This is a genomic window from Andreprevotia sp. IGB-42 (assembly GCF_009848685.1).
Lineage (GTDB): Bacteria > Pseudomonadota > Gammaproteobacteria > Burkholderiales > Chitinibacteraceae > Andreprevotia.
Genome location: NZ_WXTX01000014.1, coordinates 75,223 through 87,603 on the forward strand (window position 1 = coordinate 75,223; position 12,381 = coordinate 87,603).

The following is a 12,381-nucleotide window of genomic DNA, read 5'->3' on the forward strand; positions in this document are numbered from 1 at the left end:
GGCCACCGTGAAACTGCATATCCATCACGAAACCGTCTACCGCTACGATGCAGCGCTGCTGCACAGCGCGCAGCTGCTGCGGCTGACGCCGCGCGCCGACCGCGACCAGCAGGTGATCGACTGGTCGCTGGCACTGCCGGCGCCTGCCAGTGCCAGCGACGATGCCTATGGCAACCGCCAGCACCTGCTGGTGCTCGATACCCCCGGCGATACCATACGCATCGTTGCCGAAGGCACGGTGGAAACCCGCAGCAATGTCAGCGCGGACCAGCCGCTGCCCGCCGAGCTGTTCCTGCGCCCCACCCCGCTCACCGGCTGCGATGCGGCGCTGACCGCGTTTGCCGAAGGCTACCGCACGCTGGTTACGCACCACGGTCGAGAGGCATTGCTGGACCTGATGGCCGACCTGCTCGACCGCATGCCCTACCTGCCCGGCCAGACCGATGCCACCACCACCGCCGCTGCCGCATATGCGCTGGGGCAAGGCGTATGCCAGGATCACGCCCATGTGTTCATTGCTGCCTGCAGGCTGCTGGGCATTCCGGCGCGTTACGTCAGCGGCTACCTGTACACCGAGCACGATGGCCATGTGGCCAGCCATGCGTGGGCACAGGCATGGACCGGCAACCGCTGGGACGGCTTCGACGTGAGCAACAACTGCACGCCGGACGAACGTTACGTGCGGCTGGCGCTGGGGCTGGATTACCTGGAAGCCGGCCCGGTACGCGGCGTGCGCCGTGGCGGCGGCACCGAATCGCTGCAATCGCTCGCCAAGGTGGCGCTGATGGACCAGCAGTAGCCGGCATCGCGCTGCTGCTGGCGTACAATTGCGGCAACCCACGCTGTTTTTCCGGAACCCGCTGCATGACTTACTGTGTTGCCATGGCCTTGCAGGATGGCCTGCTGTTTGCATCCGATTCACGCACCAATGCCGGTGTCGACCATATCGCCACTTTCCGCAAGATGCATATCTTCGAAACGCCGGGCGAACGCACGCTGGTGCTGCTGAGCGCCGGCAACCTGGCCACCACGCAAAGCGTGATCAGCCTGCTGCGCACGCGCTGCGGCAGTGATCTGCCCAACCTGCTGAACGTGGCCAACCTGTTTGCCGCCGCCGAGCTGGTGGGCCAGGCAGTACGCGAAGTGATCGCCCGCGACAGCGGTGGCGAAATGACACAGGGCATCGATTTCAGCTGTTCCATCCTGCTGGGTGGCCAGATCAGCGGCGAAGCGCCACGACTGTTCAATGTGTATGCGGCCGGCAACTTCATCGAGGCCACCGAGGACACGCCGTACTTCCAGATCGGCGAATCCAAATACGGCAAACCCATCCTCGACCGCGTGGTGCGCTACGACACCAGACTGAAAGAGGCGATGAAGTGCACGCTGATCTCGTTCGATTCGACCATACGCAGCAATCTGTCGGTAGGGTTGCCGATAGACGTGCTGAGCTACCGCAAGGACACCTTCACCCCGGCCCGGCCGTACCGCGTGACCGAGAGCGATCCCTACTTCAACAACATCCGCCAGATCTGGGGGGCGGGGTTGCGGCACGTGTTCAGCGAGCTGGAAGATGCCGCGTGGTTTGAGCAGTAAGCCATCTGAGCTTTGGAGTCTCCACAAAACAAAACAGCCAGCGCACTCCGCACTGGCTGTCCTGACATCGCATCAGCAGTAATAACCGCTACTGAATGATGCCCCCCCCCATGCATACCTCCCCGCCATACAACACCATCGACTGCCCCGGCGTCATGGCCCATTGCGGTTCGTCGAAGGTCAGTACCACGCCATCCCCGGCGTGGCTCAGCGTGCACGCGGCATCCTGCTGGCGGTAACGTGTCTTGGCGGTGTAGCTGCCCTCGGCCGGCAGCTCGCCCAGTATCCAGGAGCAGTCTTTGGCCAGCAGTGTGGATTTGAGCAACAGCGGGTGATCATGGCCCTGCACCACGATCAGCTCGTTGTTTTCCATGTCCTTGCCCGCCACGAACCACGGCAGGCCCTCGCCGCCGATACCCAGGCCCTGGCGCTGGCCGATGGTGTAGTACATCAGGCCCATATGCTCACCCACTGCGCGGCCTTCCGGCGTGCGCATCTTGCCCGGCACCTTGGGCAGGTAACGGTTGAGGAATTCGCGGAACGGCCGCTCGCCGATGAAACAGATGCCGGTGCTGTCCTTCTTGCGGGCATTGGGCAATTTGATCTGCTCGGCGATCTCGCGCACCTGCGATTTTTGCAGCCCGCCCAGCGGGAACACTGCCTGGCTCACCTGCGCCTGCGACAGGCGATACAGGAAGTAGGTCTGATCCTTGGATTGATCGGCAGCGCGGATCAGCTCGGTCCGGCCATCGGCGCGCACGCGGTTGTCCGCGTAGTGGCCGGTGGCCATCTTCACGCCACCCAGTTCGATCGCGTAATCCAGGAAGCACTTGAACTTGATTTCGCTATTGCACAGGATATCCGGGTTGGGCGTGCGCCCGGCCGAATACTCGGCCAGGAAGTAGCTGAATACCCGGTCCTTGTACTGCGCGGCAAAGTTGACCAGCTCGATATCGATGCCCAGCAGGTCAGCCACCGCAATGGCATCCATGCTGTCTTCCTTGATCGAACAGTATTCGTCGTTGTTGTCGTCTTCCCAGTTCTGCATGAACACGCCATGCACTTCGAAGCCCTGCTGCTGCAGCAGGTGCGCGGTGACGGATGAATCCACGCCGCCGGACAGCCCCACCACGATCTTGTCGCTCATGGCTTGCCTCCGCGCAGCGGCACATCGAAATCGCGCAGCAATGCCAGCGGGTAGCGCTTGCCGGCCAGGTAATCATCGATACAGGCCAGCAGCAACGGGCTGCGGTGTTCGGCGCTGCGCGCCACGATCTGGTCGCGGGTCAGCCACACGGCGGCTTCGATGCCGTCGTCCAGCATGGCGGTATCGTCGAAACCGGTGAGCTCGGCAGCAAAGGCAAAGCGCAGGTAGGTGAGTTCCGGGCGCTCCGGTGGGCTCCACTGGTAGATGCCCACCAGCGCGGTCGGCACCGCGTGATAGGCCGTCTCTTCCAGCGTTTCACGCACGCAGGCTTCGATGATGGATTCGCCGGCGTCGATATGACCAGCAGGCTGATTGAGCTTGCGCTCGCCGAGGATGCGCTCTTCAACCAGCAGGAAGGTATCGCCGCGGGCAATCACCGCCGCGACCGTGGCATTGGGCTTCCACATAAGGCAACCACTTGAATACAAACAGTGATTTTACCCGAAGCCCTGCCCCCTTACGAGTTTTGCGCCCATGAAAAACGGGCGTTGCCGCCCGCTCCTGCTATCGCAATGGGAAATGACTGCAGTTATATCGGCGCTTCAGCAGCAGCGCTGGCCTTCTTTTTGGCCTTTTTCTCGGCCCGGTGGTGCTTCATCTTGTCTTCCTTGGCCTTGTATTCCTGCTGGGTTTTGCCATTGAACTCTTCGGGGGCTTCACTGGCGAGAACGGCACCGGAAAAACACAGTGCGGCCAGTGCAATGATGAATTTTTTCATGATCGTGCTCCTTGTATGCATGCGAAGACGGGTGGCACATCACCAGGCCCGTTCCCGATATACGTAGCGAGGATGCAGAATCGACTGTGGCAAATCACCCGAATGCGTTGTGATTTTTTGGCAAGGATTGATGGCGTCCATGAAAAATGGGCGGTATCTCCGCCCATTCCATTGCCACGATACCGCCTTATTGCATCGCGGACGCTGCCGCGGCGCTGGCCTTTTTCTTGGACTTCTTCGCGGCGCGGTCCTTTTTCTGCTGCTCCTGCTTTTGCACATATTCTTCATGCGTTTTGCCGTTAGCCTGCTCGGATACCGCTTCTCCTGCGTACAACACGCCAGAAATGCCCAGGGACAACAGCACAAAAATTGCTTTTTGCATGGCAATACTCCTTTGGGGTGGTGGATGAAAAACAAGCCCATTGACCGATGTAGCAGACGCGCCATTGCGCCAGGCAAAAATACTTGCAACAAGCAAACGATACATCAGTAACAAGTGAAAGCTAATGCAAGCTGCCAATAAATCAACCGGTGCCTGATCACAACGCTGCCATGCGGCAGCCGGACGACAAGACGCAGCCAGCAGCCGATCAACGGGCCTTGTTCGGACCGCGCCTGCCGCGCTGCTTCGGGCCGGTACTGGCACGCGGTGCCGGCGCACTCACGGGCGCTTTCACATCCAGCTGTCGCCACTGCCCGGGCTGCAGGTCCGCAAGCTGCCAATCACCGATCGCCGCGCGGATCAGGCGCAGCGTGGGAAAGCCCACCTTGGCCGTCATCCGCCGCACCTGGCGGTTTTTGCCCTCGGCAATGATCACCTCCAGCCAGGTGGTGGGAATGGCCGCGCGGAAGCGCACCGGTGGATCGCGCGGCCACAGGCCGGCAGGCTCGTCGATCACCCTTACCTGCGCGGGTTTGGTGACGAAGTCACCCAGATCGACACCCGAACGTAACGGAGCCAGCGCATCATCATCCGGCGCACCTTCCACCTGCACCCAGTAGGTCTTGGGTAGCTTGTGCCTGGGATCGGCAATGCGCGACTGCAATGCACCGGAATCGGTCAGCAGCAGCAGCCCTTCGGAATCGGTATCCAGCCGGCCGGCCGGGTAGACATCCCTGATCGCCACATGATCGGCAAGGCAGTGGTGCGGCGGGCTGGGCGAAAACTGGCATATCACGCCCCAAGGCTTGTTGAATAAAATGAGTTTGGCCATAAGCGCGATTCTACCTGCCCATACATCAGGCATGGCTTGGCACAAAGTGGTGCTTCACGCGATAATCGCGTTTTTGCTGCGCCGTCAAGGCGTTGTCTGACTAACCACCTCAGGGAAGCAACATGAGCCACATCCAAGTTCCGCAGGGCGGCACCAAGATCGTCCCGAACCTCGCCACACCAGATAATCCCATCATCCCGTTCATCGAAGGCGATGGCATCGGTGTTGATATCACCCCGGTGATGAAGGATGTGGTCGACGCTGCAGTCGCCAAGAGCTACGGTGGCTCGCGCAAGATCCACTGGATGGAAATCTACTGCGGCGAGAAGGCAGCCAAGGTTTACGGCAACGACAACTACCTGCCGGAAGAAACGCTGGCCGCGCTGAAAGATTACGTGGTCTCGATCAAGGGCCCGCTGGCCACGCCGGTTGGCGGCGGCATCCGTTCGCTGAACGTGGCACTGCGCCAGCAGCTGGACCTGTACGTGTGCCTGCGCCCGGTACGCTATTTCGACGGCGTGCCGTCGCCGGTGAAGCGCCCGGACCTCATCGACATGACCATCTTCCGTGAAAATACCGAAGACATCTATGCCGGTATCGAGTGGGATGCGCAGTCGGAAGGCGCCAAGAAAGTCATCGAATTCCTGCAGCAGGAAATGGGCGTCAAGAAGATCCGATTCCCGGAAACCAGCAGCATCGGCATCAAGCCGGTGAGCAAGGAAGGGACCGAGCGCCTGGTGCGCAAGGCCATCCAGTACGCGATCGACAACAACCGCAAGAGCGTTACCTTGGTTCACAAGGGCAACATCATGAAGTTCACCGAAGGCATGTTCCGCACCTGGGGCTACGAGCTTGCCAAGAGCGAATTCGGTGGCGTCGAGATCGACGGCGGCCCGTGGCTGCAACTGCCGAACGGCATCGTGATCAAGGACGTGATCGCTGATGCCTTCCTGCAGCAGATCCTGCTGCGCCCGGCCGAATACGATGTGATCGCCACGCTGAACCTGAACGGCGACTACATCTCCGACGCACTGGCTGCAGAAGTGGGCGGTATCGGCATTGCGCCGGGTGCCAACCTGTCCGACAACGTGGCGTGCTTCGAAGCCACCCACGGCACCGCACCGAAATACGCGGGCCAGGACAAGGTCAACCCGGGCTCCCTGCTGCTGTCGGCAGAAATGATGCTGCGCCACATGGGCTGGAAGGAAGCAGCTGACCTTATCATTGCCGCGATGGAAAAAACCATCCAGGCCAAGATCGTCACCTACGACTTCGCCCGCCTGATGGACGACGCAGAAGAAGTGTCTTGCTCGGCCTTCGGCAAGGCGATCATCGAACGCATGTAAGCGCGTTGCTGTGAACCGTTGCACAAAAAGAAGCCCCGCCATGTGCGGGGCTTTTTGTTTGGCCTATCATGAATGAAACAGCCCATAAAAAAACCCCGCCGAAGCGGGGTCTTTCCGAAACACTCAAGCAGCGATTAAGCGGCCTGGATGTTTGCGGCTTGCTTGCCTTTCGGGCCGTTCGCAACTTCGAACGACACGCGCTGGCCTTCTTTCAGGGTCTTGAAGCCCGGCATGTTGATCGCGGAGAAGTGTGCGAAGATGTCTTCGCCGCCTTCGTCCGGAGTGATGAAGCCGAAGCCCTTGGAATCATTGAACCACTTGACGGTACCGGTTGCCATTTGGGGTCTTTCTCCAGATATAGCGTTGATGCAGATGTGTCCCGGATGGGACTCCGGTTTGATACCAAGACCTGCACAACGGTGAACCCGGTATTGCATGAAGCTTGCTTATCAAACGCGATCACTTTGTACGCGAGTAATCATACGGCGGTCAAGCCGCATGGGTAAAAAATACAACAGCAGGTATTGCCCTCGGTAAGCTTGAAAAGCCCGGCAGTCGGGCCAAAATGAGAAACAGAGGTGAATGGAACAGCATGGCTACAGAGCATCACATTGATCCACAACTGGCAGAGCAGGAAACACGTGTGGGGCCACCGCCCCTGTATACGGTGCTCCTGATGAACGACGACTACACACCGATGGAATTCGTCGTGGTGGTGCTGCAGCAATTTTTTGCCATGGCGCATGAACAAGCGAACATGGTCATGCTCAAAGTTCATACAGAAGGTCGCGGTGTGTGCGGGGTTTATCCCAAGGACATTGCAGCCACCAAGGTGGACGAAGTGAACAGCTTCGCCCGCCAGCATCACCACCCGCTCCAATGCATCATGGAGGTACAAGAATGATCGCCCAGGAACTTGAACACAGCCTCCATATGGCGTTCATGGAAGCGAGACAAAAGCGCCACGAATACATCACCGTGGAGCATCTCCTTCTTGCGCTGCTTGATAACCCCTCGGCCGCGGAGGTGCTGCGTGCGTGCGGCGCCAACATGGACGAGCTGCGCCGCGCGCTCGGCGATTTCGTCACCGAGCACACACCGGTGGTTTCCGGTACCGGCGAGGTTGAAACCCAGCCCACCATTGGCTTCCAGCGCGTGATCCAGCGCGCCATCCTGCATGTGCAGTCGTCGGGCAAGAAGGAAGTCACCGGCGCCAACGTGCTGGTCGCCATCTTTGGCGAGAAGGACAGCCACGCAGTCTATTTCCTGCACCAGCAGGGCATCAGCCGCCTCGACGTGGTGAATTTCATCTCGCACGGCATTGCCAAGCAGGCAGGCGGTGCTGCGCCGACCAACAGCGCATCGCGCCAGGAGCAATCCGAAGAGCACGACAGCGAAGTCACCCCGGGTGGCGCGCTGGAGAACTTCACGCAGAACCTCAACCAGCAGGCGCTGGCAGGCCGGATCGATCCGCTGATCGGCCGCGAGCAGGAGCTGGAGCGCGTGGTGCAGATCCTGTGCCGCCGCCGCAAGAACAACCCGTTGCTGGTGGGTGAAGCCGGCGTGGGCAAGACAGCCATTGCCGAGGGCTTGGCCCGCCGCATTGTCGAAGGCGAAGTGCCGGACATCCTCGCGGATGCCACCGTGTATTCGCTGGACATGGGCGCACTGCTGGCCGGCACCAAGTATCGCGGCGATTTCGAGCAACGGCTGAAGGCCGTGATCAAGCAGCTGACCGAAGAGCGCAACGCCATCCTGTTCATCGACGAGATCCACACCCTCGTCGGTGCCGGCGCGGCCTCTGGCGGTACGCTGGATGCATCCAACCTGCTCAAGCCGGCGCTGTCCAACGGCACACTCAAGTGCATCGGTGCCACCACGTATACCGAATACCGTGGCATCTTCGAAAAAGACAACGCGCTGTCGCGCCGCTTCCAGAAGATCGACGTGGCCGAACCGACGGTCGAGCAGACGGTGGAGATCCTCAAGGGGCTCAAGGACAAGTTCGAAAGCCATCATGGCGTGAAGTACACGCTGTCGGCGCTGGCTACTGCGGCAGAGCTGTCGGCCAAGTACATCAATGACCGCCATCTGCCGGACAAGGCCATCGACGTGATCGATGAGGCCGGTGCTGCACAGAAGATCTTGCCGCGCTCCAAGCAGAAGAAAACGATCAACAAGCACGAGATCGAAGAGATCGTGGCCAAAATCGCGCGTATTCCGCCCAAGAGCGTCTCGAACGACGACAAGAGCGCACTGAAGACACTGGATCGCGACCTGAAGAACGTGGTGTTCGGCCAGGACCGGGCGATCGAGGCACTGGCCACCGCCATCAAGATGGCGCGGGCCGGCCTTGGCAACCCGCAGAAGCCGATCGGCGCGTTCCTGTTCAGCGGCCCGACCGGCGTGGGAAAGACCGAAGTGGCACGGCAGCTGGCGTATACGCTGGGCATCGAGCTGATCCGCTTCGACATGTCCGAGTACATGGAACGCCATGCGGTCAGCCGCCTGATCGGTGCGCCTCCGGGCTATGTGGGCTTCGAGCAGGGTGGCCTGATGACGGAGACCATCAACAAGCACCCGTACGCGGTCTTGCTGCTGGATGAAATCGAAAAGGCGCATCCGGATATCTTCAATATCCTGCTGCAGGTGATGGACCACGGCACATTGACCGACAACAACGGGCGCAAGGCGGACTTCCGCAACGTGATCATCGTGATGACGACCAATGCCGGCGCAGAATCGCTGAACAAGCCGGTGCTGGGCTTTACCGCCAGGAAGGAAACCGGTGACGAGCTGCAGGAAATCAAGCGCATGTTCACGCCGGAGTTCCGCAACCGTCTGGACGCGACGATTCCGTTTGCCCCGCTGGATCAGAGCGTCATCCTGAAGGTGGTCGACAAGTTCCTGCTGCAACTGGAACTGCAACTGCAGGAAAAGAAGGTGGATGCGCACTTTACGCCGGCGCTGAAAGCCATGCTGGCGGAAAAGGGCTTCGATCCGCTGATGGGTGCACGGCCAATGGCGCGCCTGATCCAGGACACCATCCGCAAGGCGCTGGCCGACGAATTGCTGTTCGGCCGACTGACCCGCGGTGGCGACGTCACCATCGATCTGGACGAGGACGGCAAGGTAGTCCTGCAGCTGGACGATGCCGAAGTGGCAGCCGAACCGGCCTGATCGCTCTTTCTGATCTGTGCATTGCCCGCAAGAAACCGGTAGCAAAAACAAACCCCGCCTTGAGCGGGGTTTGTTTTTGGCGTGGGGAATGACGCAAAACAGCATACCGCTCCCCGGTTACAACTGATCAGCCCTTGAGCTTGTTCGCCAGCGCTTCCAGCACGCCCGGCGTGCCCAGCGTCACCACTTGCGACGGTGTCGGCGCCGGGAAGCCGGCATCTGCCAGCGCTTCGCGGATGACCATATTGGTGTCGAAGTACACTTGCCAGTAATGATCGGTATGGCAATACGGACGCACCGCCAGCACCGGGCCGACCAGGTTGAACTCGAGGATTTCCACATCCACCGGCGGGCTGGCCAGCACATTGGGAATCAACGCGATCTTTTCCTTCAGCAAGGCAATCGCTGCGCGGTGATCGGCATTGCCGGCCAGTTGCGCTTTCAGATCAACCCGGCGGTATGCATTGGTGCTGTAGTTCTGGATGGTGTCGGAAAACACCTTGTTGTTGCCGATCAGGGTGACCACGTTGTCCGGCGTATTGAGCGCGGTGGCAAACAGGCCGATTTCTTTCACCGTGCCGGTCACGCCACCGGCAGTGATGAAATCACCCACCTTGAACGGACGCAGCACGATGATGAAGGCACCGCCGGCAAAATTGGCCAGCAAGCCCGACCACGCCATGCCGATGGCGATACCGGCAGCGGCGATCAATGCGGCAAACGTGGTGGTCTGCACGCCGAAGTAACCAAGGATGCCGATCACCAGCAGGATGTTCAGCGTGACGGTGATGACCGAGCCCACATAACGCAGCACGGTGGGGTCGACTTTCTGCTTTTCCAGCGAGCCCTGCACCATGCGCACGCACACGTGGATCAGCCAGCGCCCGATCACCCAGAAGGCAATGGCCGCCAGAATCTTGACGCCGAATTCGGTGGCGTAGGTAATTACGATGTCCTGATACTTGCTCGCGGTATTGACGGTCGTCGTGACCAGACTTTCAGCCATGATGGGCTCCCCGGGGTAAGGATGGAAAACCCGGATAGCATACGACAAAGCAAAGACAGCCTTCCGTAATTATTTTCCGCGAGGATGAAAATCCTTATGCAAGGCTTGTAATCTGGCGGTGGCGACATGCGTATAGATCTGCGTAGTGCTGATGTCGCTATGGCCAAGCAGCGCCTGCACGATGCGCAGGTCTGCACCGTGGTTCATCAGGTGGGTAGCAAATGCATGCCGCAGCACGTGCGGCGAGAGCTTTTCGGCGGCGATGCCCGCCGCTGCCGCATAGCCCTTGATGATGAACCACGCGCCTTGCCGCGTCAGCGGCTCGCCACGCTGGTTGACGAACAGGGTGGGCGGGCTGCGCTTGCCGCACAGCTGCGCGCGCGCCTGCTGCAGGTACAGCCCGCACCAGTGCCGCCCTTCCTCACCGATCGGCACCAGCCGCTGCTTGTTGCCCTTGCCGCCGATCACCTGCACATAGCCCGGGTTCAGGTGCAATTGCTCGACCGGCAACGCCACCAGCTCGGAAACCCGCAGCCCGGTGGCATACATCAGCTCCAGCATTGCCCGGTCGCGCAGGCCGGCCGCATCGTCCACGTCCGGCACCGCCAGCAGGGTTTCCACCTGTGACTCTTCCAGCGCCTTGGGCAGCGGCCGCACCCGCCGTGGCGAGGTCAGTGTATCGGTCGGGTCTGTAGCGATCTTTTCCGATTGCAGGCTGTGCCGGTAGAACTTGCGCAGGCTGGCCAGCCGGCGCGCCAGCGTGGCGGCCTTCAGCGTGGCCGCCTGCTCGGCCAGAAAGATCTGGATATCGTGGCGATCCGCACCCAGCAGGGTTTTTCCCGCCCCGGCCAGCCAGGCCAGCCAGATCTGCAGGTCCAGCCGGTAGCTGTCCACTGTATGCTGCGCCAGGCCATCCCCCAGCCATACCGCATCGATGAATTCATCGATCTGCGCCATGCCGGCGGCAGGCAGATCAGTCGAACCAGTCACGCAGCACCCCTTCATGGCGTAATAGCCAGCGTTTCACCGGCATCCAGTCCATGCCGTTGCGGTTGGCATTGAAGCCACCCAGCCCTTGCGCCGACACCACGCGGTGGCACGGGATCAACACCGGCAGCGGGTTGGCGCCGCACGCGCCGCCGATGGCACGTGGCACCGAGCCGATATCATGGGCGATATCGGCGTAGCGGATCACCTTGCCTGGCGGAATCTGCGCGATGCGCAGCCACACCTTGCACTGGTGCTCGCTGCCGTTCAGTTGATACGGCAGATCGAAACGGAAATCCGCATCCTGGCTGTAGGCATGCAGCTGGCGCGCCGTCTCGCGCAGCAAGGGCGTGGCCGGTGCCAGCAGCGCCATATCGGCAGGCACGAAATCGATGCGGGTCAGCGCCTCGCCGCTGGCGGCGAGCCCTACGCGCGCGAAGGGTGTATCGATGACCGCCTGATAATGCTGCGGGCTGAACCCTACTCGTGACACCTGCATCGCCCCTTTCTTGACCAGCCCGCGGCGTGCGGGCCTGCTGCCATGATACCGGTGGATGCACGGGCGGATACACGTAAACGGCGCGCATGAAAAAACGCGGGCCGAAGCCCGCGTTTCCACGCTCCCGGAGGAGAACCCTTGTTACTGGGCTGCAGCTGCAGTCTTGCGAGCTGGCAGCTTTTCCTTGATACGTGCGGACTTGCCCGAACGATCGCGGAGGTAGTACAGCTTGGCACGACGCACATCACCGCGGCGCTTCACTTCGATCGCGGCAACCAGCGGGGAGTAGGTCTGGAACGAACGCTCGACGCCCGTACCGGCCGAAATCTTGCGTACGATGAAGGCGCTGTTCAGGCCACGGTTTTTCTTGGCGATAACCACGCCTTCGAAAGCCTGCAGACGCTCACGCGTACCTTCCTTGACCTTGACCTGAACGATCACGGTGTCGCCCGGTGCGAAATCCGGAATGGTTTTGCCCAGACGAGCGATTTCTTCTTGTTCAAGTTGCTGAATCAGATTCATTGCAATTACTCCTTGTGAAGCTTGTTCCTTCTGCCTGTTTTCGCTTTGGCAGCGATACTTTGCCGGCCGCGCTGCGCCTTGATGGGGCTCAGGCCCTATCTCGTTG

The 12,381-nt window shown here is 60.7% G+C and carries 15 protein-coding genes; 5 read left to right on the forward strand and 10 right to left on the reverse strand.

Translation table 11 applies throughout. The annotated features are described in order from the left end of the window. The first annotated feature begins 7 nt into the window (after nt 1-7). A complete protein-coding gene (locus tag IGB42_RS18535; RefSeq protein WP_159674458.1) occupies nt 8-799 on the forward strand; it encodes a transglutaminase family protein in 792 nt (263 codons plus the stop codon). Nucleotides 800-864: 65 nt separating this feature from the next. Then, nucleotides 865-1,596, forward strand: coding sequence for a proteasome-type protease (locus IGB42_RS18540; RefSeq protein ID WP_159674460.1), 732 nt, complete (start codon nt 865-867; stop codon nt 1,594-1,596). An 88-nt stretch (nt 1,597-1,684) separates the two neighbouring features. Here the strand turns inward: IGB42_RS18540 and mnmA are convergent, their stop codons facing one another. From mnmA to IGB42_RS18565, 5 genes are all read right to left on the reverse strand, one after another. Continuing rightward, entirely contained in the window at nt 1,685-2,743 is a 1,059-nt protein-coding gene (gene mnmA / locus IGB42_RS18545) for a tRNA 2-thiouridine(34) synthase MnmA (RefSeq protein WP_159674462.1), read from the reverse strand. Further along, complete coding sequence (locus IGB42_RS18550; RefSeq protein ID WP_159674464.1) at nt 2,740-3,210, reverse strand: NUDIX hydrolase; 471 nt, start codon at nt 3,208-3,210, stop codon at nt 2,740-2,742. The genes mnmA and IGB42_RS18550 overlap by 4 nt, the downstream gene beginning before the upstream one ends. 122 nt (nt 3,211-3,332) lie before the next feature. Next, complete coding sequence (locus IGB42_RS18555; RefSeq protein WP_159674466.1) at nt 3,333-3,521, reverse strand: hypothetical protein; 189 nt, start codon at nt 3,519-3,521, stop codon at nt 3,333-3,335. 187 nt (nt 3,522-3,708) lie between these two features. Next, nucleotides 3,709-3,903: a hypothetical protein gene (locus tag IGB42_RS18560; protein WP_159674468.1), complete on the reverse strand. Its 195-nt coding sequence runs from the start codon at nt 3,901-3,903 to the stop codon at nt 3,709-3,711. A gap of 208 nt (nt 3,904-4,111) precedes the next feature. Next, entirely contained in the window at nt 4,112-4,735 is a 624-nt protein-coding gene (locus IGB42_RS18565) for a pseudouridine synthase (protein ID WP_159674470.1), read from the reverse strand. A 122-nt stretch (nt 4,736-4,857) separates the two neighbouring features. Between IGB42_RS18565 and icd the strand changes: the two genes are divergently transcribed. Next, complete coding sequence (icd, locus tag IGB42_RS18570) at nt 4,858-6,081, forward strand: NADP-dependent isocitrate dehydrogenase (RefSeq protein ID WP_159674472.1); 1,224 nt, start codon at nt 4,858-4,860, stop codon at nt 6,079-6,081. A 134-nt stretch (nt 6,082-6,215) separates the two neighbouring features. Here the strand turns inward: icd and IGB42_RS18575 are convergent, their stop codons facing one another. Further along, nucleotides 6,216-6,419 carry a cold-shock protein gene (locus tag IGB42_RS18575; protein ID WP_159674474.1) on the reverse strand — a complete coding sequence of 68 codons (204 nt, stop codon included), beginning with the start codon at nt 6,417-6,419 and terminating at the stop codon, nt 6,216-6,218. Between the two features lie 227 nt (nt 6,420-6,646). Between IGB42_RS18575 and clpS the strand changes: the two genes are divergently transcribed. Beyond that, complete coding sequence (clpS, locus tag IGB42_RS18580; protein WP_374705060.1) at nt 6,647-6,985, forward strand: ATP-dependent Clp protease adapter ClpS; 339 nt, start codon at nt 6,647-6,649, stop codon at nt 6,983-6,985. Then, nucleotides 6,982-9,261, forward strand: coding sequence for an ATP-dependent Clp protease ATP-binding subunit ClpA (gene clpA / locus IGB42_RS18585; RefSeq protein ID WP_159674478.1), 2,280 nt, complete (start codon nt 6,982-6,984; stop codon nt 9,259-9,261). The genes clpS and clpA overlap by 4 nt, the downstream gene beginning before the upstream one ends. A gap of 127 nt (nt 9,262-9,388) precedes the next feature. On the opposite strand, the gene IGB42_RS18590 is transcribed toward clpA, so the two are convergent. From IGB42_RS18590 to rplS, 4 genes are all read right to left on the reverse strand, one after another. Beyond that, complete coding sequence (locus IGB42_RS18590) at nt 9,389-10,267, reverse strand: mechanosensitive ion channel family protein (protein ID WP_159674480.1); 879 nt, start codon at nt 10,265-10,267, stop codon at nt 9,389-9,391. Nucleotides 10,268-10,336: 69 nt separating this feature from the next. Then, the gene (gene xerD / locus IGB42_RS18595; RefSeq protein ID WP_374705061.1) at nt 10,337-11,239 is read right to left on the reverse strand and encodes a site-specific tyrosine recombinase XerD; all 903 of its coding nucleotides are present in this window, start codon (nt 11,237-11,239) and stop codon (nt 10,337-10,339) included. A gap of 1 nt (nt 11,240) precedes the next feature. Continuing rightward, nucleotides 11,241-11,747 carry a methylated-DNA--[protein]-cysteine S-methyltransferase gene (locus IGB42_RS18600; protein WP_201800009.1) on the reverse strand — a complete coding sequence of 169 codons (507 nt, stop codon included), beginning with the start codon at nt 11,745-11,747 and terminating at the stop codon, nt 11,241-11,243. 147 nt (nt 11,748-11,894) lie between these two features. Then, nucleotides 11,895-12,275, reverse strand: coding sequence for a 50S ribosomal protein L19 (gene rplS, locus IGB42_RS18605; protein WP_159674486.1), 381 nt, complete (start codon nt 12,273-12,275; stop codon nt 11,895-11,897). Between the last annotated feature and the right edge of the window lie 106 nt (nt 12,276-12,381).